This is a genomic window from Kribbella speibonae, from assembly GCF_004331375.1.
GTDB classification, from domain to species: Bacteria; Actinomycetota; Actinomycetes; order Propionibacteriales; family Kribbellaceae; genus Kribbella; species Kribbella sindirgiensis.
In genome coordinates this window covers 1,981,058-2,003,338 of the sequence record NZ_SJKC01000001.1, presented here as the reverse complement: position 1 = coordinate 2,003,338, position 22,281 = coordinate 1,981,058, and the positions used below count along the sequence as shown (strand labels likewise).

The window sequence follows — 22,281 nt, the reverse complement described above, 5'->3', positions numbered from 1 at the left end:
GCCAGGTCGAACTTAGCTCGCGGGCTTCACAGGCATACGCATTTGGATCCGTCTCGGGGGCGGGCACCGTCAGGTGGTGGCGGTGCGGATGCCGCCGATGATGGCGAAGACTATGAAGAAGGCGTTGGCCAGGAGGGCCAGCCAGGCGATGGCTTTGCCGCGTTGGCCGGTTGTTTGGATTGTTCGGAGGGCTGTGAATGCCAGGTAGATCGAGAGGGGGGCGCAGAACGCTACGGTGAGGAGTGCGGCGACTGCCTGGCCGTTGACGCCGCCGCGGCTGGGGGCCTGGTGTGTTGGGGCGGCGTACGTGTCGCGGTACGAGTCTCGGTAGGGCGGGTCGGCGTACGGGGGCTCGGTGTAGGGGTCTTGGTACGGCTGCTCGTACGGCGGCTTGTACGGGTCTCGGCGTGGCGGGGTTGATGTGCGGCCGGGGCCGGAGGCCCACGCGAACGGGTCTGCGGGAGGCTCGTCGGGTTCGGGCTGCGTGGGGCGGACGAAGTCCTGGGGGCGTTCTTTGCGGTGGAGGAGGAGGGCGTAGTCGGCGCGGCGGGTGGGGTCGGTGAGGATTTCGTAGGCGCGGTTGAGTTTGACCTGTTGGGTGGGGTCGCCGCCGACGTCGGTGTGGTGGCTTCGGGAGAGGCGGCGGTAGCTGCGTTTGATTTCGTCGGCGTCGGCGGAGCGGCTGACCCCGAGTAGCTTCCAGGGGTCGGCTCCGTCGAGGTCCCGGAAGTCCCGGCTCGAACTCATCGAGCGACGTCCGCCTGGTAGCAGGTCAGGCGCCAGGCGGCGTGCTGCGGGTCCATTCCGTTGGGCAGGGTCCGGTGCCCGGTCGCGAACGTGACGGTCTTGTCGCCCGCCAGGTAGCACCACAGGTCGAGCTCTTCGTCGTTGCCGTAGTAGTACCACCGGTAGTGCGTGACGGCTTGCGACCCGAGGAACGGTGTCTGCAGGCGTTGCTGCGCCTCCAACGGCAGGTTGCCGAGGACACCGCGCATCTCCTGCGTGATGTTCAGCTGCGGCGGGACCGACAGCTGGGACTGCTCGTCCTTGCCACGCGACACGAGCGAGCGGAGACCGCCGCGAGGCTTCGTTGCCTGTTGCTGTACGACGGCGTGCTTGATGCTCGACGGTACGAACTGATCGATCCGCACGGTCTGCGTCCGCTGCCCCTGCTTGTTGACGCGCGGCGTGGTCACGGCCAGGCCATGAGGCCCGAGGACGACGGCGTACGGGCGGTCGCGCTCACGTTCGTGCAGGTCGGCCCACCACTCGATCGCCGGTCCTACCTTGCGCTCGAGGTGTGCCTTGACGTCGTCGTGGAGCTCGCCCCACCAGTGGAACCGGTCCGGGCTGGAGACGAACCCCAGCGGCGCGGCCTCGTGCGCGGCAGGCATCGACGGCGCGGCCGGCGCACGCTCCACGCCACCACTTGCGGGCCGCTGTGCGGCCGGACGTCCCCGAGATTGCTCGGGCAGATTGTCACGAGTCATGTGGGCAGCGGCGGTGGGCGGCGGCATACATAGTCGGCAGCTTCCATCAGGTCGCGTCCCCAGGTCAACTCTGGTTTCACGGGCCTGTGGACAGACTCTTCGCGCGGGCCAGGACGCTGTCGAGCATCTCCGCGGTGAGCCTGCCGGTGAACGTGTTCTGCTGGCTGGGGTGGAAGCAGCCGAGGACGGTGACCTCGCCGTACGGGGTCGGGATCCGGTACTCGACCGCGTGGCCGAACTTCGGGCGCGGCCGCGGTACGTCGGCTCCGAGCACAGTCAGCGCTGCGAGCAGAGCGTCGTACGCGAACTTGCCGAGGCAAACGATCGACCGGGCGCTGGGGAGGGTGAGTTCGAGTTCGTGCCGGTACCAGGGTGCGCAGGTGTCGCGCTCCTCCGGGGTCGGCTTGTTCGCGGGCGGGGCGCAGCGGACGGCGGCGATCATCCGGGTGCCGATCAGGTGCAGGCCGTCGCCGGCGTGTTCGCTGGTGGGCTGGCTGGCGAGGCCGACCCGGTGCAGGCTCGCGAACAGCCAGTCGCCGGACCGGTCGCCGGTGAACACGCGCCCGGTGCGGTTCCCGCCGTTCGCCGCCGGCGCCAGCCCGACGATCAGGATCCGCGGCTCGGCGGCACCCCACCCCGGGATCGGCCGTCCCCAGTACGGCTGATCCGCAAAGGACTTTCGCTTGCCGACAGCAACGTCCTCGCGCCATTCGACGAGCCGCGAACAGGCCCGGCACACCGAGACACGTGCTTCCAGCTCCGCCAACTCATCAGTCGCCGCAAGCCGCACCACCTCGCCCGCATCGTGCGCCACCGGAGTACGCCGTACTGCGGGGTCCTCCGGCCACCCGGCCCCGGGCGGCACCGGACTCTCGAACAACTCCCCGGTCAACGGATGCGGAAGCTTCACCCACCCAGCCTAGAGAGTCAGGCGACCAGTTCCTCGACGGGTTGCGGGGTGGTCGCGGCGGTACGGCGTGCGCTCGGGATGGCCAGTGCTAGTACGACGGCTGCGGCGGCGAAGGCGGAGAGGAGGAGGAAGGTGTCGGTGAAGCCGGCTTCCGCGGGGAGTCCTGAGGGCTGGATGTGGCCCGTGATGATCGAGCTCGCGAGGGCGGTGCCGATGGAGCCGCCGATGGTGCGGATGTTGGCGTTCATGCCGGTGGCCGCGCCGGTCTGTTCGCGCGGGACGTTCTGCACGATCAGGCTGGTCATGGCCGCGTAGGCGAGGCCGAGCCCGACACCGAACAGGGCCGTCGAGACCGCCACCTGCCACTGTGCGTCGTGGAACTCCGCGAACATCAACGCCGCGACCAGGCTCAGCGCCGACCCGGAAACCACCTGCGCCTTGGCGCCGAACCGCGGCGCGAGCGGGCCGCTCAACGACCCGACGATCGCCATCGTCACCAGCATCGGCAGCATCAGCAGCCCGGCCTTGGTGACGCTCGCGCCGAAGCCGAAGCCGGCCGCCGTCGGGATCTGCAGGAACTGCGGCACGAACGCGTACACCGCGAACATCGCCGCCCCGAACAGCAGCGCAACGAGGTTCGTCGTCCACACCGCCGGGCGGCGCATCATCCGCATGTCGATCAGCGGGTTCCGCGAGCGCAGTTCGACCGTGATCCAGCCGGCGAACAGTACGACGGCCAGCCCGAAGAGCCCCACCGTGCGCAGCGAGCCCCAGCCCCACGACCGGCCGGTGCTCAGCGGGAGCAGCAGCGCGATCAGCCAGCCGGACAGGAACGCGGCGGCCAGCCAGTCGATCCGGCCCGGGACACGGTTCGGGGACTCCGGGACGTAGCGCCGTACCATCACCGTCGACAGCGCGACGACCACCATCGGGATCCAGAACAGCCAGCGCCAGCCGAGCCACTCCACGATCGGGCCGGCCAGGACGATCCCCAGCCCGCCGCCGGCCGCGATGATGGCCGACACCACGCCGACCACTGACGGCACGCGCTCGGCCGGGAACTCGTCCCGGATGATCCCGAACGCCAACGGGAACACGGCTCCGCCGACACCCTGGAAGATGCGGGCGGCGATCAGTACGCCGATGTTCGGCGCGAGCGCGGCGACCAGACAGCCGATGGCCAGCGCGGCCAGTGCGATGAACAGTGTGCGTTCCTTGCCGACCATGTCGCCGATCCGGCCGAGCAGCGGGGTCGCGACCGACACCGAGAGCAGGAGCGCGGTGAACACCCAGGTGACCGTGCCGGGGGTGGTGTGCAGGTCGTGCTGGATGACAGGCAGCGCCGGGCTGACCAGTGACTGCAACATAGAGAACGAGGCGACGACCGTGGCGAGGACCGCCAGGGTGACGCGAGGGTTTCCAGACCTGATGACAGGCATGCAGAAGTCCTTCGAAAGGAGTGTGAAAGCGCCAGAACATGGGCGCGGAGTCCCCGGCCTGGTAAAGTCGAGGTATGCCTCCACTATAGCGGAGGGATGCCTCCGCTATCAACTGGCTAAGGTGAGCGAATGGTGACCGGTGAGAGCAGGCCCGCGTTGCGGGTCGACGTACGGCGGCCGCAGCGAGCGGATGCGCGGCGGAACTTCGATGCCCTGCTCGGCGCCGCCCGGGATGCGTTCGCGAGCAAAGGGGTGGACGCGTCGCTGGAGGACATCGCGCGCCAGGCCGGCGTCGGGATCGGCACGCTGTACCGGAACTTCCCGCACCGTCAGGACCTGCTGAACGCCGTGTACTTCGGTGAGATCGAAGAGTTGTGCATCGCGGCGGAGGAGGCGGCCGGCCTGCCGCCGTGGGAGGCGCTGACCACCTGGCTGCACCGCTTCGTCGGGTACGCCGCGACGAAGCGCGCGATCTGGGAGTCGCTGAACCGCGAGACCGAAAGCTTCAAGGCCGCCCGCGAGGCGATGTACGCCGCCGGTACGCCGCTGTTCGAACGCGCCCAGGAGGCGGGTGAAGCGCGCAAGGACGTCTCCTTCGACGACCTGCTCCGCATGGTCAGCGGCCTCACCGGAGCCGGCTTCGTCGACCAGGCCCAGCGCGATCGAGTGCTCACCATCGCACTGGACGGCGTCCGCGCGCACTAGCGGAGCGAGAGCGCGACTCCGTCGAGGATGTCGTGTTCGGAGACCGTCAGGTCGGTGACCGGTAGGCGGTCGTAGAGGCGTTGGAGGATGAGGGCGCCGGCGCCGATCACGTCGATCCGGCCGGGGTGGATCGACCGTACGGCGGAACGTTCTGCGCGGGTGCTGGTGGTGAGCCAGGTTGTCGCGGAGCGGAGCTGGGCTGTGGTGAGGCGGGCGTGGTGGACGGCGGTGCGGTCGTACTCGGCGAGGTTCAGCGCGACCGCGGCCACGGTGGTGCAGGTGCCCGCTACGCCGATGAACGCGCGGGCGTCTTCGAGCGGGACTGTGGTGGCGTCCAGGAGGGCGTCGATGTCTTTCGCGATCGCCTGGAGTTCTGGTCCGGAGGTCGGGTCGGTGGTGACGTGGCGTTCGGTGAGACGGACCGAGCCGATGTCGAGGGATTCCGCGGCGATGACTCCGGTGGCGTCGCCGAGGACGAGTTCGGTGGAGCCGCCGCCGATGTCGGCCACGAGGTACGGCGCGGGGAGGTCGAGGGACGTGGTGGCGCCGCGGAAGCTGAGTTCGGCTTCCTCCCCGCCGGAGATGATCTCCGGTCGTACGCCGAGCCGCGCTTCGATGCCGGCGGAGAACGCGTCGCGGTTGCTGACGTCGCGGGCGGCGGAGGTGGCGACGAAGCGGATCCTGCTGACACCTGTGGACCGGATGACACTCGCGAAGTCCTCGGCGGCCTCGAACACCCGCTCCAGAGCCTCCGGGGCGAAGGCGCCGGTGGCATCCACCCCTTGCCCGAGCCGCACGATCGTCATCCGCCGATCCACCTCGACCAGCTGACCGCCGACGAGATCCGCGATCAACAACCGAATCGAGTTGGTCCCGCAATCCACCGCCGCAACCCGCACCCCCACGGCAGGCCCAGCCGGGGCGAGGTTGTCAGACACACGGACCTCGGCGGCCCCAGTCGTCCAAGGCGTCCAGGGTTTCGTCGCCTAGTGGGTTCACGCCGGGGCCGGCGGCCAGGGAGTGGCCGGCGAGGACGTGGAGGCACTTGACGCGGTTCGGCATGCCACCCGCGGTGATGCCGGCGATCTCCTCGACGTGGTCGATCGATTCGCGGTGTTCGAGGTACGACTCGTGGGCGGCGCGATAGCGAGCAGCCAGATCCTGGTCGTCAGCCAGGCGGTCGGTCATCTCCTTCATGAGACCCGACGCCTCGAGCGTGCCGATCGCGGACGCGAGCCGCGGGCACGTCACGTAGTACGTCGTCGGGAACGGCGTACCGTCCGGAAGGCGCGGCTCGGTCTCGACCACGTCGGGGAGCCCGCAGCTGCAGCGGTGCGCGATCGACCGGATGCCGCGGGCCGTTCGGCCGAGCTGCTTGCTGACTGCTTCTTGATCCGAAGGGCTGACGCTCACCCGGTCACCTTAGGTGACGGCGTGAGGATCGTCGTCGGGGCGGGTTTGGCGGGGGTCGGCGTCGCGGCCGGCGCCGGCGGTGTGCCCGCTCCCTCGACACTCCCCCACAGCTTCGTGTACCAGGTCGGCTTCTGCGTGTCCGTCGTATCGTCGGTCGGCGCCGACGGCTCCGGCGGGGCGCCGACCGGCTTCCCGTCCGCGCCGATCACGCGGTACCCGACCTCACCGGGCATCACCCAGCCGAGCCGCTGCCGCGCCTGCGCCTTCACGTACGCGTTGTCGTCCCAGCGGGTGATCTCGTCGTTCAGCTCCGAGACTCGCTTCTCCCGGTCCCGGATCTCCTGCTGCAGCGCGGTGATCTGCTGATGCTGGTCGAACCACACCCGCAGGCTCTGCGCGTACGACACGATCAACGCGCCCAGCACGAGCAGTACGACGGCCGCTCGCCCGGTCAGGTTGCGGGACCCGCGGGTCCGGGCAGGCTCCGCCGACGTTCCCGTCGTACGGCGTTTCGGCTGGTCGCCCCGCCGGGCCGGTGGACGCGACTGGGTCCGGCTCGACGGACGCGAGCCGGGTCGTGCACCGGAATCCCGACGGGACGGCATACCTGAACCTCCGAAAACGTCAGCCCTGGAAGCGCGGGAAGGCCGAGCGACCGGCGTACGTCGCCGCGTCGTCGAGCTCCTCCTCGATCCGGAGCAGCTGGTTGTACTTGGCGGTGCGGTCGGACCGGGCCGGGGCGCCGGACTTGATCTGACCGCAGTTGGTCGCGACCGCGAGGTCGGCGATCGTGGTGTCCTCGGTCTCGCCGGAGCGGTGGCTCATCATGCAGGTGAAGCCGCTGCGGTGCGCGAGGTCGACGGCGTCCAGGGTCTCGGTCAGCGAGCCGATCTGGTTCACCTTGACCAGCAGGCTGTTCGCCGCCTTCTCGGTGATGCCGCGCTGCAACCGCTCGACGTTCGTGACGAACAGGTCGTCGCCGACGATCTGGATCTTGTCGCCGAGCTGGGAGGACAGGTTGATCCAGCCGTCCCAGTCCTCCTCGTTCAGCGGGTCCTCGATCGACACGATCGGGTACGACGCCACGAGGTCGGCGTAGTACGCGATCATTTCGTCGGCGGACTTCTTACCGCCCTCGAACGCGTACACGCCGTCGGTGTGGAACTCGCTCGCCGCCACGTCCATCGCCAGCGCGATGTCCTTGCCCGCCTGCAGACCGGCCTTCTCGATCGCGACCAGGATCAGGTCGAGGGCCTCGCGGTTCGAGGACAGGTTCGGCGCGAAACCGCCCTCGTCGCCGAGACCGGTGGACAGGCCGCGCTCCTTCAGCACCGCCTTCAGCGCGTGGTAGACACCCGCGCCCTGCATGACGGCCTCGGCGTACGTCGCCGCGCCGATCGGGGCGATCATGAACTCCTGGACGTCGACGTTGCTGTCCGCGTGCGCGCCGCCGTTGAGGATGTTCATCATCGGCACCGGCAGGACGTGCGCGTTCGGGCCGCCGACGTAGCGGAACAGCGGCAGGCCGGAGCTCTCCGCGGCCGCCTTCGCGACCGCGAGGCTGACGCCGAGGATCGCGTTCGCGCCCAGCTTGGCCTTGTTCGGGGTGCCGTCCAGGTCGAGGAGCGCGTGGTCGATCAGGCGCTGCTCGTGGACGTCGTACCCGACGATCTCCTTGTCGATGTCCTCCAGGATCGCGGTGACGGCCTTCTGGACGCCCTTGCCGCCGTACCGGTCCTTGTCGCCGTCACGCAGCTCCACGGCCTCGAACTGGCCGGTGGAGGCACCCGACGGGACGGCTGCGCGGGCGATGGTGTCGTCGTCGAGCAGAACCTCGACCTCGACAGTGGGGTTGCCGCGCGAGTCGAGGATCTCGCGCGCGCCGACGGCCTCGATGGTGGCCACATTGACTCCCAAGTTCTCGATGACGAATCGCTGCTGAGCCTAGTCCCCAGACCAGCAGGCTCAGTGGGCTGGATCCCCGCTCAGCCCACCCCACCGCCCCAGTCGAGGTCGGCCCTAACGATCGCATCCGGAGGTACCTCCCGCGTCAGTAACACTCCGTTGGGCGCCCGATAGACCGCCAATTCACCGCAATCCACACCCAGCAAGACTTCCACGCGGGTCCGCCGCCCGACGTGGCTGTCCTTCGACGGCGCGAGATGGACGTGTGTACGCCGTCCCGCCCGCAGCCCCTCACGCTGGATCGCCGCCAGCGCAGCACGATTCGTGCCGTGCCACAGCAGATCCTCCGGGTAAACCCGTTCCCAACTGTTCTCCAACGCTTCACGTGTCACGGGCATCCCCTCGAGCGAATGCCCCTGACACGCCCGGATCCGCTCCCCGTCGACCTGCAGCCGCTGCTTGTCGTTCTCCCGTACGGCAACGTCCAGCCGCTCGCGGGTCAGCCCGAGAACCCGCAGTACGTCGGTGATCGTCGCCCACCCGTCCGCACTCATCGTGAGGCCGCGTTCACCCGCCGTATGGCGCAGCAGCCTGGAGACCGCTCTGCTGTCGCGGCTCATGTCAGCGCCCTCCTCAACCCGTCCACCCGGTCGTCGCGGCCCGGCCGCGTGACGACGTAGTACCGCACGGGCGGCAGGTCCTTGACCGGGATCTTCCGTACGGCGCTCGTCGTGCGAACCGAACCGTTGACGACCGCCGGCCCGATACCGAGACGCACGAAGTGGACCAGCAGTTCCCACCCCTCCGCTTCCACCGCAACGGACCACCGGAGGCCCTGGTCGAGCATGCTCCGCTCCAACTGCTGCCGATGCGGGCGATCCTTCGGCGGTACGACGAGCGCCTCGTCCTGCAGATCCTTCAACCGGACAGTACGGCGTCCCGCTAGGCGGTGATCGCTGCGCACGATGAGCGTTTGCGGGAACTGGGCGAGAAGTTCGCAGTCGAGGTCGTCGGGAGGGATTCCCAGTGCGGTCACGCCGACGTCCGCCGTACCGCCCCGGACGGCGGTCAGAGTCTCGGCGGCGTCGCCGGTGAGCAGGCGGAGTTCGCGACCGCGGGTGAGGTAGCGGCGGAGCGGGTCGGCCAGCAGGTACAGGTACGAACCGGAGCCGGCGATCAGCACCAGCGGTCGCGGTGGGGCGGCATCCAGCGTGCGGAGGAAGTGCGCCGTGCGGTCCTGGGTGTCGTTGGCGAAGGCAGCAAGCCGTTCGCCCGCGTCAGTCAGGTGCAGCTGCCGGCCGTGCTTGACGTACAGCTGCGTTCCGAGGCGCGCCTCCAGCTTGCGGATGCGGGCGTGCAGCGCGGGTTGACTGACATGCAACTCCACACCCGCACGCGTGAAGTTGCGGTGCCGAGCAAACACCGCAAACGCCTGCAGATCCTCCGCCACGAGATCCATCACCAGAAACTATAGCTATGTCGATAAGAGCTAGTTCTGCTGGATAGGTGGCTTGTCGACGATGGAGGTATGAACAGATTGGGAATCGATATCGGACGCGTGATCATCGCCGGAGGGTCCGGCGCGGGCGACACGTCGTTCTTCTCCGGCGACACCACAGCCATGCTGCGAACCCCCGCCGTACCTGACGCCTTCGAGGCGATCGCGCGCTTGGTGCCGTTGTTCGGCGAGGCGTGGCTGGTGTCGAAATGCGGGCCCCGGGTGCAGGAACGGTCGCTGGAATGGTTGCGGCATCACCGCTTCTTCGAGCGGACCGCGATCACGCCGGTGGTGCCGTACCGCTACCTCTTCAAGGACTGGGAGACGACGGAGGCGGCCGTACGGCGTGATCTACAGGCCGAACGAGCGGCGGGCGTCGGCTAGGCCTTTGTGGTTTTCGGCCGGGTCGGAGATGCCGGTGAGGAGGTTGGTGGTGATGCGCCAGGCGAAGTAGCCGGCCTGGACGGCGTAGCGCACGCGGAGGAACGTGGGCAGGCCGCGCTCGAGTTCGGCGGTCAGGTCGGGGCGCCGACGCAGGTACGCCGGGATCACCGGGTCGCCGTTGTACATGACGGCGGACGCGACGTCGTACAGGATCGGACCCCGCATCGCGCTCCCCCAGTCGATCAGCGCGACGCGACCGTCCGCCTGACGCCGGAAGGCCTCCGCGGCCGGATCCCCGTGCAGCCACGCCCACGAGACCGGTCCGAGCGCGATCGCGTCCGCGGTCGCCGCCTCGACGGCCGGCCGAATCCAGGGCTCGAGGTCCAACGACTCTTCGAACGGCAGCAGGAATCGCAGCCAGTCGGCGGTCGCACCGGATTCGAGCGAAGCAGCCGAGTGGACCCGCCCGAGCACGTCGCCAATCGCCTCCTGATCCGAGGGCAGCAACTCCTCACCGTCGACGTACTCCAGTACGGCGACCTGCCGCCCATCGACCCGCTCCACCAGCCGCCCACGCTTGCTCCACCGCGGCCGCCCAGTGCGCACGCCCGCGTCGTCCAGCCGTACCGCCAGCTCCAACCCAGGCTCGAACGCCGCGTCATCCAGCCCAACCGCCTTCAGAACAACCCGCTCCACCCCGGAGGTAGCCAGCCAGGTCGCCGAGTTCATCCCACCGGCCAGCACCTCCAGCCGACTCGGCTTCAGATCCCAGTGCTCCCGCAGTACCTCAGCGACATCCACCCACCCACCTTCTCAACCCCCCACCACCCCAAGCACCAGGTTTTGACGAACACAACAACAGGTAGTGCACCACCGAGACACCGTACACAAATCCACCTGCACGCTCAGGTGCACTACCCCACCACCGACCACCTCCTGTCCTTGGGTACGCCGACCACCTGCGGAAGTGGAACTTCCATCCCCAATCCCACCAGCGGTAGGATTGGCGTATGAGTGAGCCCGCGCACACGGACAAGCTGAGTGTGACCATCCCGACCGACCTGGCCGAGGAACTGCGGTCGAGGGCCGGGCGCGGGAATGTGTCTGCCTACGTGACCCAGGCCTTGGTCCGGCAACTGGAGCACGACCGGCTCGGTGATCTTCTGGCCGAGCTGGCCGAGGTGCACGGGCCGGTGACCGATGAAGAACTCGCGCGCGCCCGCGCCGAGTGGCCCGAGCGGTGAGCCCACGCAAACGCGTCCCTTCGGCGCCGCAGGGATCGCTCGTTCTCGACAACGAAGGTCTGTCCCGGGCCGCGACCGACCGCGCGATGTACGTCAGGCTGTACGCCGCGCACGCCGACGGCCGCCGCGTCGTCACCTCGGCGGCGATCCTCGCCGAATCCCTTCGCGGTACCCCTCGCGATGCGGCTGTGTACCGAGTGCTCAGCGGGATCGTCGTCGAGCCGGTCAGCCGGGCTCTCGGCGAACGCGCAGGTCAGCTGATCGGCGCAGCCCGGCTCGGTTCCGGGCAGGCCGTTGACGCGATCTTGGTGGCCACCGCCTTGGCCGAGGCGGGACCGGTGGTGATCGCGACGTCGGACGCGGGCGATCTGAAGGCACTCGTGGGCGACGAGCACCGGGTCGCGGTGGTAGCGGCAGACCGTTTTCTGACTTAGGTGTTCTTCTCGGCGGCGCGGATCTCACCGGTCAACTGGTGGATGGCGAGGCGGAGGGCCTGTTCGGGGTCTATGCCTAGGGTGCGGGATTCGCGGGCGAGGGTGAGGAGTTGGTGGCCGATTCGGTCCAGGTCCGTGCGGCCCGCGGGTGGGAGGTCGGGGGGTAGGACCTTTGCGGCGCGGGCTAGGACCTTGTCGGCCAGGGCCAGGGCCGGCAGGGCCAGTGGGATGCCTTCGAGGACCGAGGAGCGCTGCTTTTCGGTGGCCTTGATGGCTTCCCAGTTGGCCTCGACCGCGGCTACGTCGGTGGCGTCGACGGTGCCGAAGACGTGCGGATGGCGGCGGATCAGCTTCTCGACGATGCCGCCGGCCACGTCGTCGATCGTGAAGCCGTCGTCGGGGTCCTCCTCGGCGATCCGCGAGTTCAGCGCGACCTGCAGCAGCAGGTCACCCAGTTCCTCGCGGAGGTGGCCGCGATCGCCGGTGTCGAGCGCCTCGAGCGTCTCGTACGTCTCCTCGAGCAGGTACTTCGCCAGGCTCTCGTGCGTCTCCTGCTGGGTCCACGGGCAGTCCCGCCGGATCCGGTCCATCACCCGGACCAGGTCGATCAGCCTGGCTCCAGGAACGTCGTACGATCCGTGCTGGATCTCCACGCCGTACGCCGGTCGCGGGTCACGCGCGACCTGCTCGGCGACGACCCGCAGCAGGCCCGGCTCTCCGTCGTCGCCGACGAGCCACGCGACGTCGCGGCCGGCCTCGGCCGCGGACGACAACCAGGTCCAGTGCTCGCCGACGCCGCCCTCGACGTGAGTGACGGCGAGCCCGGACCCGATCACAGCCTGTACGTCGGGACGGTCCGGGCCGCCCGCTGCGCCGATCTGGTCGGCGGACTCCAGCGCCTGCCAGGTGGCACGCGTGAGGAGCCCGGGAGCGACACGAGGACTCGTGAGGACGACCTTGATCCCGCCCGCGGACTCGTCAGGCATACGACCTCGTCAGCCCTGGCCCTGTTGCTGCTGCTGTGCTTCCTCGGCGGCCTTGCGCTTGGCCGCGGTCTGGTCGGACTCCTTCGACAGCGACCCGGAGATCGCCGTGTCGAGCCGGCCGTCGCTCCACTGACCGAAGCGCGGCGCGACCGTGACCTTGATGTCCTTCGCGGCGGCGTTCAGGGCCTGCACGCCCTCCTGCGCCTTCTGCTGACCGTCCGCGTCGTGGATGCCCTTGCCGCCGGCGAGCTTGATCGTGACGATCAGGGTCGCGGCGAGCTTGTCCAGGAAGGCGCGGGACGCCGGGTCGGCCTGCAGCTTCTGATACGCCTCGGCGCTCGGCGCGACCGCGTTCTTGGCCGCGTCGGCGATCTCCGCGTCGCTGACCGAGATCGCCTTCTGCTGGCCGACCTGTGCCGCGAGCTCGTTGCTGACCATGCCGTTCAGCGCGGCCTGGTCCGGGTAGGACTCACCGAGGGCCGCGCCGACGGCGCGCGAGGTCTTGTCGACGTCGCCGATGCTGATCTCGGTGTCACCGATCATCGCCGCCGCGCCGGGGTGGGTTCCCGCCGCACAGCCGCCGGTCAGCAGCACCGTCGCCAGCACCACACCGAGAGCCCGAAGCCGTGTACTCACCGAATCTCCTCGCACGTTCCTGTCAGTTTCACGCCGGAACCACAATAGGTTCGGCGATCACGTCGTCGATCAACCGGGTGCACCATTGCAGCAGCTCCTGGTCGCGGAGCGGCTGACCGCCGACCGGCCTGGTGGCAGGTCTCGGCACCAGAATGGTATGCAGTTGCGGCTTCACCAGACTCTTCGGGTACAGCCTGTTGAGCCGCAGCACCTTCGAATCGGGCAGTTCGACCGGCCCGAAGCGGATCATGTTCCCCTGCAGCGTGACGTCGTGCAGCCCCGCCCGGCGGGCGTGGTTGCGGAACTTCGCCACCTCGATCAGGTTCAGCACCGGCTGCGGGATGTCGCCGTACCGGTCGTGCAGTTCTTCCACCAGTTCGGCGATGCCGTCGGCGTCGCGGACGGCGGCCAGCCGCTGGTACATCTCCAGCCGCAGCCGCTGCGACGGGACGTAGTCGTGCGGCAGATGGGCGTCGATCGGCAGCTCGATCTTGACCTCGGGTTCCTCGGCCTGGGTGTCGCCGCGGTACTCCGCGACCGCCTCGCCGACCAGCCGGACGTACAGGTCGAAGCCGACGTCCGCGATGTGCCCGGACTGCTCGCCGCCGAGCAGGTTGCCGGCGCCGCGGATCTCCAGGTCCTTCATCGCGACCGCCATACCGCCGCCGAGGTCGGCGTGCTGCGCGATCGTGGCCAGCCGGTCGTGAGCCGTCTCGGTGAGCGGCTTCTCCGGCGGGTAGAAGAAGTACGCGTACGCGCGTTCGCGGCCACGACCGACCCGGCCGCGGAGCTGGTGCAGCTGGGACAGGCCGAGCAGGTCGGAGCGCTCGACGATCATCGTGTTCGCGTTCGAGATGTCGATGCCGGACTCGACGATCGTCGTACACACGATCACGTCGGACTGCTTCTCCCAGAAGCCCTGGATCACGTTCTCGAGCGTGTGCTCGTTCATCTGGCCGTGCGCGACACTGACCCGCGCCTCGGGCACCAGTTGGCGGATCCGGGCGGCCGCCTTCTCGATCGTGTTCACCCGGTTGTGGACGACGAAGACCTGGCCCTCGCGGAGCAGTTCGCGCCGGATCGCGGCGGTCACCTGGTGCTCGTCGTACGCGCCGACGAAGGTCAGCACCGGGTGCCGCTCCTCCGGCGGGGTGGCGATCGTGGACATCTCGCGGATACCGGTGATCGACATCTCCAGCGTCCGCGGGATCGGCGTCGCGGACATCGTCAGCACGTCGACCGCGGTCCGGAGACGCTTCAACTGCTCCTTGTGCTCGACGCCGAACCGCTGCTCCTCGTCGACGATCACCAGGCCGAGGTCCTTGAACGCGACCTCGCCGCTGAACAGCCGGTGCGTCCCGATCACCACGTCGACCGACCCGTCGGCGAGACCGTCGATCGTCGCCTTGGCCTCCTTGTCGGTCTGGAACCGCGACAGCGGGGCGACGTTGACCGGGAAGGCGGCGTACCGCTCGGCGAAGGTCGCGTAGTGCTGCTGCACGAGCAGTGTCGTCGGCACGAGTACGGCGACCTGCTTGCCGTCCTGCACTGCCTTGAAGGCCGCCCGTACGGCGATCTCGGTCTTGCCGTAGCCGACGTCGCCGCAGACGATCCGGTCCATCGGCATGACGCGTTCCATGTCGTGCTTCACGTCGTCGATGGTGGCGAGCTGGTCGGGCGTCTCCACGAACGGGAACGCGTCCTCGAGTTCCCGCTGCCACGGGGTGTCCTTGGCGAACGCGTGGCCCTTGGTCGCCTGGCGCGCGGCGTACAGCTTGATCAGCTCGCCGGCGATCTGCCGGACCGCCTTGCGGGCGCGGCCCTTGCGCTTGGCCCAGTCGCCGCCGCCCATCTTGTCCAGGGTCGGCTGCTCGCCGCCGACGTACCTAGTGACCTGGTCGAGCTGGTCGGTCGGCACGTACAGGCGGTCGCCGGGTTGTCCGCGCTTGCTCGGCGCGAACTCGATCACGACGTACTCGCGGGTGGCCTTCTGGGTCCCGGTGCCGACGGTCCGCTGCATCATCTCGACGTACCGGCCGACGCCGTGCTGCTCGTGCACGACATAGTCGCCGGGCTGCAGCTCCAGCGGGTCGATCGTCTTCTTGCGGCGCGACGGCATCCGTTGCTGGGAACGGCGTTCGGCCGCGCTGCGCTGACCGGCGAGGTCGTTCTCGGTGAGCACCGCGAACTTGATGCCGTCGGCAATGAATCCGTGGTCGAGCTGCCCCTGCGAGACCAGTACGACGCCGGGCGCGGGCATCTCGTCGATGCCGTCAACCGCCCGGGCCGGCAGCTCGGCCTCGGAGAACACCTCGACGAGTCGCTGCGCGGGACCGTGGCCTTCGGTGACACAGACGACCCGCCAGCCGTCCCGCAACCAGCCGCGGATGTCCTCGACCGCCGCGCCGGTCTCCCCGCGGTACGGGTCGACCTCGTGGACGGCGAGGATCTTGCTGGTGACCGCACCGGCCTCGGTGTCGATGTCGAACGCGACCCGCGCTCCCATCGAGTCCCGCAGCTCGGGCTCGTCGGTCGGGGCGGCCGCGAACGGCGACAGGCTCCACCAGGCCAGGTCCCTGCCGAGGGCCTGCGACCGGACGGCGCCGAGCGACATGTACGCCGCCGCGCCCAGGTCGATCGGGGCCTCGCCACCACCGGCGGCCGCGGCCCAGGACGCCTCCAGGAACTCCTGGCTGGTCGCCACCAGGTCGTGCGCCCGCGCGCGAACCCGCTCGGGGTCGCTGACGACCACGTGCGTACCGGCGGGCATCAGATCGACCAGCAGCTCCATCTCGTCGACGAGCACCGGCGCCAGTGACTCCATACCCTCGACGGCATGCCCTTCGGCGAGCTTCTCGAACAGCTCGGCCAGCTCGGGATGTTCCTTGGCCAGTACGGCGGCCCGCGCGCGGACCTCGTCGGTCAGCAGCAGCTCGCGGCACGGAGGCGCCCACAGACCGTGCTCGGCGATCTCCAGGGAGCGCTGGTCGGCGACCGCGAAGTACCTGATCTCCTCGACGTCGTCGCCGAAGAAGTCCACCCGCAGCGGGTGCTCCTCGGTCGGCGGGAAGACGTCGATGATGCCGCCGCGGACCGCGAACTCACCGCGCCGCTCGACCAGGTCCACCCGGTGGTACGCCGCTGCGGCGAGCCGCTCGACGACGTCCTCGAGCTCGACTGTGTCGCCGACGTGCAGCTGCACCGGCCGGAGGTCCGCGAGGCCGGCGACCTGCGGCTGCAGGACGGACCGCACCGGCGCGACCAGGATCCGGATCGGGCCGGTCGTCTCGTCGGACGGATCCGGATGCACGAGCCGGCGCAGTACGGCGAGCCGCCGGCCGACCGTGTCGGAACGCGGCGACAGGCGCTCGTGCGGAAGCGTCTCCCAGGCCGGGTAGTAGGCGACGGCGCTCGGCTCGTCGACGAGGCACTGGAGGGCCTCGGTGAGCTCCTCGGCCTCGCGGAAGGTAGCGGTGACGGCGAGCACCGGGCGGTCGGCGCCGTTCTGGGCCGCGGCCAGTGCGGCGAGCAGGACCGGGCGCACCGGCGTCGGTGCGCTCAGGTCGAGGGTCGTGACACTGTCGCCGCGGGCGTCACGAACGGCCTCGGCCACCACCGGATCGGTGATCAGGGTGTCGACGAGACCGGTGAGCTTCACGAGTTGTACTTCCCTTGAGTTGCCTCGAGGCCGTCGGTGAGCAGGGATTCCACCGCGTCCGCGGTCCGGTCGACGGCGAACGGAAGGTCCTTGCGTTCGGTCGAGGAGAACTCGTTGAGGACGAAGTCGGCGGGCGCCTGCCGGCCCGGCGGACGACCCACACCGAACCGGACTCGATAGTACTCACCGGTGCCAAGCGATTTCCGCAGTGACTTGAGCCCGTTGTGGCCGTTGTCGCCACCGCCGAACTTGCAGCGCAGGACACCGAAGTCGATGTCCAGCTCGTCGTGCAGCACGACCAGGTTGGCCGGGTCCAGCTTGAAGAACTTCAGCAGCCCCGACACCGGCCCGCCGGACTCGTTCATGTACGAGCGGGGCTTGGCCAGGACCGTCCGCAGGCCGCTGATCCGGGTCTCGATCACCTCGGACTTGACCTGCTTGCTCTGCTTCCACTTCGCACCGGTCCGGGCCGCCAGTTCGTCGGCGACCAGGTGCCCGATGTTGTGCCGGGTGCGGGCATACGAAGGGCCGGGATTCCCCAGTCCGACGACCAACCACACGTCGTCCGCCACGGATCCCGGCCCTCCCGAAGATGTCTGGTGCTGCGGCAGCAGATTACTCGGCCGCGGCGGCCACCGGCTCCTCGGCCGGAGCGGCCTCGGCACCCTCGGCGGCGGCCTCGGTGTCACCCTCGAGCTGCTCGGCGGTCGGCTGCTGGGTGACGTTCACGACCAGGGTGTCCGGCTCGATGGCCAGCGTCGTACCGGTCGGCAGGGTCAGGTCGGAGGCGTGGATCTGGGCGCCGATCTCGAGGCCCTCGATCGAGACGGTGACACCGTCCGGGATGTGCGTCGCCTCGGCCTCGACCAGGATGCTCTGCGCCTCCAGGACGACCAGGGCGTCGCTGACGGCCTCGCCCTCGAGGTGCACCGCGATATCGACCTGGACCTTCTCGCCGCGGCGGACGATGACCAGGTCCACGTGCTCGATGAAGCCCTTGATCGGGTCGCGCTGGACCTGCTTCGGCAGCGCCAGGTGGGACTCGCCGCCCTCGACCTCGATCAGCAGCAGGGCGTTGGCGGTCTTCAGGGCCAGCATGGTGTCGTGACCGGGCAGCGAGATGTGCACCGGGTCACTGCCGTGGCCGTAGAGGACGGCGGGAACCTTGTTGTCCCGGCGGATTCGGCGGGCAGCCCCCTTGCCGAACTCCGTACGCGATTCGGCTTGGATCTTGACCTCGGCCACGACTGAACTCCTCAAAAGCGTTGCGGTGATCTGTTGTCTGGATAGAACTCGGCTGCGGCCTCAGCGGGCGCCTGCTGACCCCGAGAAGGCGTCAGGCAACGAACCACCGCGTCGATCACGGAGCCGCGCCCAACAGTTCTCGGGGGGCGTCCCTCGCCGAGGCAACCAAAACAGTCTACCCACGAGCGTGGCCAGACGGGAAATCGTCGGGCTGAGGCACTTTGCTCCCGCCTGCGAACCTCGACCGTCACCCGTTTCCGACCCGGCCGTTTCGGTACGTTGCCGGGGTGTTCGCGTTCCTCACCATCCTGACCTTCCTGATCCCGCTGGTGTTCCTCACCGGCGTGATCTGGCTCGTCGTGTGGAGCCGGCGCCGACGGCGGGCGATGCTCCGACGGCGGGCCGCGGAAGTGGCCTCGGTCGGGTGGTACCCGGTCCCACCGCACCCCTGGCTGCTGCAGATCGCCGCGAACCTGTACCGGGAGGGCGAGCCGGGTGAGGCGTACGCCGGCGTGTACCAGGGTCGCGGCCTGTGCGTACTCGACTACACGTACACCACCAGCAACGGCAAGACCCAGCAGACGCACACCGTCAACCTGATCGCACTGACCCTGCCGGTCGCACTGCCGCCGCTCACGGTGACGCGCGAATCGGGCCCGCGGATGTTCCGAGGTGGTGATCTCGAACTGGAGAACCAGCAGTTCAACGACCAGTTCCGGGTGGAGTCCCCCGACGACCGGTACGCGTCGGCCGTCATGCACCCGCGGATGATGGAGTGCGTGCTGTTCAACCCGGGCCTGGAGTGGCAGATCGCCGGGAGCGCGTTCGTGTCCTGGTCGACCGGCGCCTTCGCCGTACCGGACGTACTGGCCCGCCTGGACGCGATGACGCACGTGATCGACCTGATCCCGCCGTTCGTCCTCCGCGACTACGGGCAGCCGACGATCAGCTGAGTTTGGTCCAGACCTGTCGAAGGGCTCGGGCCGCATCGCCTTCGAGACCCGCCGCATCCAAGGTCTCGGCCAGCTCGTCGAACTCCGGGCCCCAGCGCCAGGCGACGCTGCGGAGCTGGTCCGGAAGGCCTGGATCCTTCAACGAGCCGCCGTCCGCGCGGGTCTGCTGCGCGATCAGCGCCTCGGTGACGCCGTGCTTCTCGGCCAGCTGGAAAGCGAGCACCGCCAGCGCCGCCTTGCCCTTGTTGTACAGGGCGTACGACGACTTCGCCGCGCTGGCCGCACCTGGTTCGGCACCGACGACCATCGGGGTGACCGCGGTATCCGCCCACAGTCCGGCCGCGGTCTCGGCGTCGGCACCTGACAGCATGAGATGGGTCGGACTCGGCCCACCGGTCGGAGGCGGCCCGACCACGCCCGCGTCGACGAACGTCGCATCAGGTACGGCGGATTGCGCCGCCTGCAACGACTTGGGCGACAGCGGATTCGCCTCGACGTACAAGCCGGCGAACCCGGCCCGGCCGACCTGCTCCGCGATGTCGACGGCTCCTTGCGGCGCGCACGAGCACAGGACGGCGTCGGCGAGCGCGACCGCGTCGTCGAACGACGCACCGATCAGCCCGGCCTCGTCGGCCCGCGCCTTGGACGCATCGCTGCGCCCGTCAGGCACCCAGCGCACCTCATGCCCGGCGACGACCAACTGCGCCGCAAGCTTCGAGCCCATCGCCCCGGGATGGAAGACCGCGATTCTCATGCGGCCAAATCTAGTGGCCGCCCAGATAGGCCAGTACGGCGAGCACCCGGCGGTGCTGTTCGTCGTTGGTGAGCAGGCCGAGCTTCGCGAGGATGCTGCCGACGTGCGTCTCGACGGTCCGCTCGGTCAGGAACAGCCGCCGGCCGATGCCGACGTTCGTGCAGCCCTCGGCCATCAGGGCGAGGACTTCGCGCTCGCGTGGGGTCAGCGGTGCGAGGCGGTCGTCTGCCTGTCTGCGGCCGATCAACCGGCCGACGACTTCCGGATCGAGGGCCGACCCACCGGCCGCGACCCGGTCCAGGGCGTCGAGGAACTCGTCGACCGCCAGCACGCGGTCCTTGAGCAGGTAGCCGAAGCGGCCGGTCGCGACGAGTTCGACGGAGTGCCTGGTCTCGACGTGCTGGGAGAGCAGCACGATCCCGAGCCCGGGGTGCAGCACCCGAAGTTGGCGGGCCGCCCGCGCACCGTCGTCGGTTCCGTCGGGCGGCATCCGGATGTCGATCACGGCCAGGTCGGGCCGGGTGTCCGCGACCACGGTCAGCAGGCTCGTGGCGTCCGCGGCGAGGCCGGCGATCTCGTGTCCCGCATCGGCCAGCAGCCGCGCCAGCCCTTCCCGGAACAGCGCCGAGTCCTCGCCGATCACGATTCGCACGGCAGCACCGCCTCGACCGTCGTACCGCGGCCGGCCGGACTCCGCAGCTCCAGCGCACCACCGACCGCCGCGACCCGATCGAGCAGTCCGCTCAGCCCCGAGCCGGGCCGCGGTACGGCTCCCCCGCACCCGTCGTCCTCGATCCGGACCCGCATCACGTCGGCCGACCGCGCCACCCGGACCACGATCGCCGTGGCGTTCGCGTACTTCGCCGCGTTCGTCACCGCCTCGGCAGCCACGAAGTACGCCGTCGTCGCGAGCTCCTCGGGCAGATCGGCCGGGATCTGCAGCCGGACCGGGATCGGCAGCGATTGGGTGATCGCGCTCAACGCGGCGTGCAGTCCGTCATCGAGGCTGGTCGGGCGCAGGCCGTGGGCGATCTGCCGCAACTCGGCGACCGCGGTCCCGAGCTCGGCGACGCCCTGGTCGAGCAGTCCGTTCACGTCGACCGTGCCGTCGTCCAGGTGCCGCTGAGCCAGCCGCAGCGCCATGCCCAACGCAACCAGCCGTTGCTGCGCGCCGTCGTGCAGGTCCCGCTCCAGACGCCGCCGCTCCTCGTCACCGGCCTGGACCAACCGCGCGCGACTCGCAGCCACCTCACGGAGTGCCCCCGCGAGCTCCGCCCGCAGCCGCGTCACCTCCACCAGACTGGCCGCCGCAGCCGCCACAGCTTTCAGTACGGCGGGCGGCGTCGCCTCGGATGCGAGTACGCCGATCTGCTCGCCACCCAGCAGTACCGGGACCAGCCGCGGTTCGGCCACCGGATCACCCGCGGCGTCGACGAAGCCGGACGCTCCCGGGATCAGCAGGCCGACCCGAAGGGCCGGATCGCGGAGCGCGCCCCGCAGCGCGGACTCGAGGTCCTCGGGCTGGGCCTGCTCGGTGTGGATCCGGCGCTGCAGATCCTCGATCGCCAGCAGAGCGGCACGTCGCGGCGGATAGAGCCGCCGATCGACCGCGCGCTGCAGCCGGCTTCGCAACGGCGCCAGGATCAACGCGCACACGGCGGTCGCTGCCGCGGCGACGACGGCCGAATCACGTCCTAGTACCAACCCGAGCGAGACGGCCGCGACGGCGTACGTGCCCAGGAGGACGACCATCACGATGCTGTAGCTGACCGTGTCGGCCAGCACCCGGTCGACGTCGTACAGGTCGTGCCGGAGCATCGCCACCGCGACAGAGGCCGGCAGGGACACCAAGGTGACGATCCCGAAGACTGTCGCCACGATGCCGCTGCGACCAGTGACCAGGATTTCGGCCAGGCACACCAGCGGGTAGACAACAGCGGCCAGGCCTGCGAGAAGCAGCCACTTCAGCTGCGCACGGACCGTGCCGGTCGAGCCGCGGTACCGGATCACCGCCGGTACGACCGCGGTCAGGCAGAGCGCCAGGAACCCGAAGAACGCCACCTCGCTCACCACACCAAGGGCCCCGGACAGCGGCACGTTCTGGAGAGCGCCGAGCACCAGCAAGGCTGGGGGGACCGGTCGCCATCGACGGCTCACCAGGTGACCTGTCGGGAAGTACAGCAGCAGGAAGGCGACCGCGGCCAGCAACCACCAGCCGGTCTCCTCGAGCCAGGCGACCACTCGGCTGTCCAGTGGCAAGCGCCCCGGATCGTGGGCGACGGCGTTGTAGTAGACGTCGCGTGCGGTCAGGAACACGGCGATCGCACCGATCCAGCCGAGGATCGCCCCGACCGGGTTGGCCGGCTGCCGGCGGGTGACCGCGAGTCCGAGCGCGGCGATCGCGGTCCCGATCGCCGCCAGAGCGATGAAGTTCCGCAGCGTGTGCGGGCCGGTGCGGTACGCGACCAGCAGCCAGGAGCTTCCCGCCACGAGCATCAGAACGAGCAGGAAGGTACCGAGCGCGACCCACCGTGGCCACCGCATGTCGTCAGGGTAAGGCCGGTTTCGGCCGGATGACTCCGCGCCAGCACGGAGAACCGGGTCCGTGCTCCCTGCGATGCGCCGAC

At 69.5% G+C, this 22,281-nt stretch carries 24 protein-coding genes; 5 read left to right on the top strand and 19 right to left on the bottom strand.

Features of this window, described 5'->3' with window-relative positions; translation table 11 throughout:
* Positions 1 to 69 precede the first annotated feature (69 nt).
* From E0H92_RS10115 to E0H92_RS10100, 4 genes are all read right to left on the bottom strand, one after another.
* Complete coding sequence (locus tag E0H92_RS10115; protein ID WP_131468204.1) at positions 70 to 747, bottom strand: DUF4190 domain-containing protein; 678 nt, start codon at positions 745 to 747, stop codon at positions 70 to 72.
* Entirely contained in the window at positions 744 to 1,421 is a 678-nt protein-coding gene (locus tag E0H92_RS10110) for a hypothetical protein (RefSeq protein WP_131496049.1), read from the bottom strand. The genes E0H92_RS10115 and E0H92_RS10110 overlap by 4 nt, the downstream gene beginning before the upstream one ends.
* 145 nt (positions 1,422 to 1,566) lie before the next feature.
* Positions 1,567 to 2,400 carry a uracil-DNA glycosylase gene (locus tag E0H92_RS10105; protein ID WP_131496048.1) on the bottom strand — a complete coding sequence of 278 codons (834 nt, stop codon included), beginning with the start codon at positions 2,398 to 2,400 and terminating at the stop codon, positions 1,567 to 1,569.
* Positions 2,401 to 2,417: 17 nt separating this feature from the next.
* Positions 2,418 to 3,839 (bottom strand): MFS transporter, encoded by a 1,422-nt coding sequence (locus tag E0H92_RS10100; protein ID WP_131496047.1) that lies wholly within the window; start codon positions 3,837 to 3,839, stop codon positions 2,418 to 2,420.
* A 129-nt stretch (positions 3,840 to 3,968) separates the two neighbouring features.
* Here E0H92_RS10100 and E0H92_RS10095 point away from each other — a divergent pair, with 129 nt between their 5' ends.
* Complete coding sequence (locus E0H92_RS10095; RefSeq protein WP_131468212.1) at positions 3,969 to 4,544, top strand: TetR/AcrR family transcriptional regulator; 576 nt, start codon at positions 3,969 to 3,971, stop codon at positions 4,542 to 4,544.
* On the opposite strand, the gene E0H92_RS10090 is transcribed toward E0H92_RS10095, so the two are convergent.
* The 6 genes from E0H92_RS10090 to E0H92_RS10065 all read right to left on the bottom strand — a co-directional run bounded on the left by E0H92_RS10090 (position 4,541) and on the right by E0H92_RS10065 (position 9,321).
* Positions 4,541 to 5,398, bottom strand: a complete 858-nt coding sequence (locus E0H92_RS10090) for a Ppx/GppA phosphatase family protein (protein ID WP_238173362.1) — start codon at positions 5,396 to 5,398, stop codon at positions 4,541 to 4,543. The two genes, E0H92_RS10095 and E0H92_RS10090, sit on opposite strands and share 4 nt — an antisense overlap.
* Before the next feature lie 76 nt (positions 5,399 to 5,474).
* Positions 5,475 to 5,957: a DUF501 domain-containing protein gene (locus tag E0H92_RS10085; protein WP_131496046.1), complete on the bottom strand. Its 483-nt coding sequence runs from the start codon at positions 5,955 to 5,957 to the stop codon at positions 5,475 to 5,477.
* On the bottom strand, positions 5,954 to 6,562 hold the full coding sequence (locus tag E0H92_RS10080) for an FtsB family cell division protein (protein ID WP_131496045.1): 609 nt from the start codon (positions 6,560 to 6,562) through the stop codon (positions 5,954 to 5,956). Before E0H92_RS10080 ends, E0H92_RS10085 begins: the two co-directional genes overlap by 4 nt.
* Positions 6,563 to 6,581: 19 nt before the next feature.
* Complete coding sequence (eno, locus tag E0H92_RS10075; protein WP_131468221.1) at positions 6,582 to 7,862, bottom strand: phosphopyruvate hydratase; 1,281 nt, start codon at positions 7,860 to 7,862, stop codon at positions 6,582 to 6,584.
* A gap of 80 nt (positions 7,863 to 7,942) precedes the next feature.
* On the bottom strand, positions 7,943 to 8,482 hold the full coding sequence (locus E0H92_RS10070; RefSeq protein ID WP_131496044.1) for an RNA 2'-phosphotransferase: 540 nt from the start codon (positions 8,480 to 8,482) through the stop codon (positions 7,943 to 7,945).
* Entirely contained in the window at positions 8,479 to 9,321 is an 843-nt protein-coding gene (locus tag E0H92_RS10065) for a LysR family transcriptional regulator (RefSeq protein WP_202873562.1), read from the bottom strand. The genes E0H92_RS10070 and E0H92_RS10065 overlap by 4 nt, the downstream gene beginning before the upstream one ends.
* A 69-nt stretch (positions 9,322 to 9,390) precedes the next feature.
* Here E0H92_RS10065 and E0H92_RS44640 point away from each other — a divergent pair, with 69 nt between their 5' ends.
* On the top strand, positions 9,391 to 9,744 hold the full coding sequence (locus tag E0H92_RS44640) for a hypothetical protein (protein WP_202873561.1): 354 nt from the start codon (positions 9,391 to 9,393) through the stop codon (positions 9,742 to 9,744).
* Here the strand turns inward: E0H92_RS44640 and E0H92_RS10055 are convergent.
* Complete coding sequence (locus E0H92_RS10055) at positions 9,712 to 10,545, bottom strand: phosphotransferase enzyme family protein (RefSeq protein WP_131496043.1); 834 nt, start codon at positions 10,543 to 10,545, stop codon at positions 9,712 to 9,714. The two genes, E0H92_RS44640 and E0H92_RS10055, sit on opposite strands and share 33 nt — an antisense overlap.
* A gap of 209 nt (positions 10,546 to 10,754) precedes the next feature.
* Here E0H92_RS10055 and E0H92_RS10050 point away from each other — a divergent pair, with 209 nt between their 5' ends.
* Together E0H92_RS10050 and E0H92_RS10045 are read left to right on the top strand one after the other, a co-directional pair.
* Entirely contained in the window at positions 10,755 to 10,988 is a 234-nt protein-coding gene (locus E0H92_RS10050) for a CopG family transcriptional regulator (protein WP_131468229.1), read from the top strand.
* Positions 10,985 to 11,422, top strand: coding sequence for a type II toxin-antitoxin system VapC family toxin (locus tag E0H92_RS10045; RefSeq protein WP_131468231.1), 438 nt, complete (start codon positions 10,985 to 10,987; stop codon positions 11,420 to 11,422). The genes E0H92_RS10050 and E0H92_RS10045 overlap by 4 nt, the downstream gene beginning before the upstream one ends.
* On the opposite strand, the gene E0H92_RS10040 is transcribed toward E0H92_RS10045, so the two are convergent.
* Genes E0H92_RS10040 through E0H92_RS10020 form a run of 5 tightly spaced genes read right to left on the bottom strand, consistent with a single transcriptional unit; the run spans position 11,419 to position 17,947 of the window.
* Positions 11,419 to 12,408, bottom strand: coding sequence for a MazG family protein (locus E0H92_RS10040; RefSeq protein ID WP_131496042.1), 990 nt, complete (start codon positions 12,406 to 12,408; stop codon positions 11,419 to 11,421). The two genes, E0H92_RS10045 and E0H92_RS10040, sit on opposite strands and share 4 nt — an antisense overlap.
* Before the next feature lie 9 nt (positions 12,409 to 12,417).
* The gene (locus tag E0H92_RS10035) at positions 12,418 to 13,044 is read right to left on the bottom strand and encodes a SurA N-terminal domain-containing protein (protein WP_131496041.1); all 627 of its coding nucleotides are present in this window, start codon (positions 13,042 to 13,044) and stop codon (positions 12,418 to 12,420) included.
* A 28-nt stretch (positions 13,045 to 13,072) separates the two neighbouring features.
* Entirely contained in the window at positions 13,073 to 16,702 is a 3,630-nt protein-coding gene (gene mfd, locus E0H92_RS10030; RefSeq protein ID WP_131496040.1) for a transcription-repair coupling factor, read from the bottom strand.
* Entirely contained in the window at positions 16,699 to 17,274 is a 576-nt protein-coding gene (gene pth, locus E0H92_RS10025; RefSeq protein ID WP_131468239.1) for an aminoacyl-tRNA hydrolase, read from the bottom strand. The genes mfd and pth overlap by 4 nt, the downstream gene beginning before the upstream one ends.
* A gap of 43 nt (positions 17,275 to 17,317) precedes the next feature.
* Positions 17,318 to 17,947: a 50S ribosomal protein L25/general stress protein Ctc gene (locus E0H92_RS10020; RefSeq protein WP_131468241.1), complete on the bottom strand. Its 630-nt coding sequence runs from the start codon at positions 17,945 to 17,947 to the stop codon at positions 17,318 to 17,320.
* A 287-nt stretch (positions 17,948 to 18,234) separates the two neighbouring features.
* Between E0H92_RS10020 and E0H92_RS10015 the strand changes: the two genes are divergently transcribed.
* On the top strand, positions 18,235 to 18,900 hold the full coding sequence (locus tag E0H92_RS10015; RefSeq protein WP_131468243.1) for a hypothetical protein: 666 nt from the start codon (positions 18,235 to 18,237) through the stop codon (positions 18,898 to 18,900).
* On the opposite strand, the gene E0H92_RS10010 is transcribed toward E0H92_RS10015, so the two are convergent.
* Genes E0H92_RS10010 through E0H92_RS10000 form a run of 3 tightly spaced genes read right to left on the bottom strand, consistent with a single transcriptional unit; the run spans position 18,893 to position 22,198 of the window.
* Positions 18,893 to 19,654: a DUF1932 domain-containing protein gene (locus E0H92_RS10010; RefSeq protein WP_131468245.1), complete on the bottom strand. Its 762-nt coding sequence runs from the start codon at positions 19,652 to 19,654 to the stop codon at positions 18,893 to 18,895. The genes E0H92_RS10015 and E0H92_RS10010 overlap by 8 nt on opposite strands.
* A gap of 10 nt (positions 19,655 to 19,664) precedes the next feature.
* Positions 19,665 to 20,306 (bottom strand): response regulator transcription factor, encoded by a 642-nt coding sequence (locus E0H92_RS10005; RefSeq protein ID WP_131468247.1) that lies wholly within the window; start codon positions 20,304 to 20,306, stop codon positions 19,665 to 19,667.
* Entirely contained in the window at positions 20,294 to 22,198 is a 1,905-nt protein-coding gene (locus E0H92_RS10000; RefSeq protein ID WP_165549733.1) for a sensor histidine kinase, read from the bottom strand. Before E0H92_RS10000 ends, E0H92_RS10005 begins: the two co-directional genes overlap by 13 nt.
* Between the last annotated feature and the right edge of the window lie 83 nt (positions 22,199 to 22,281).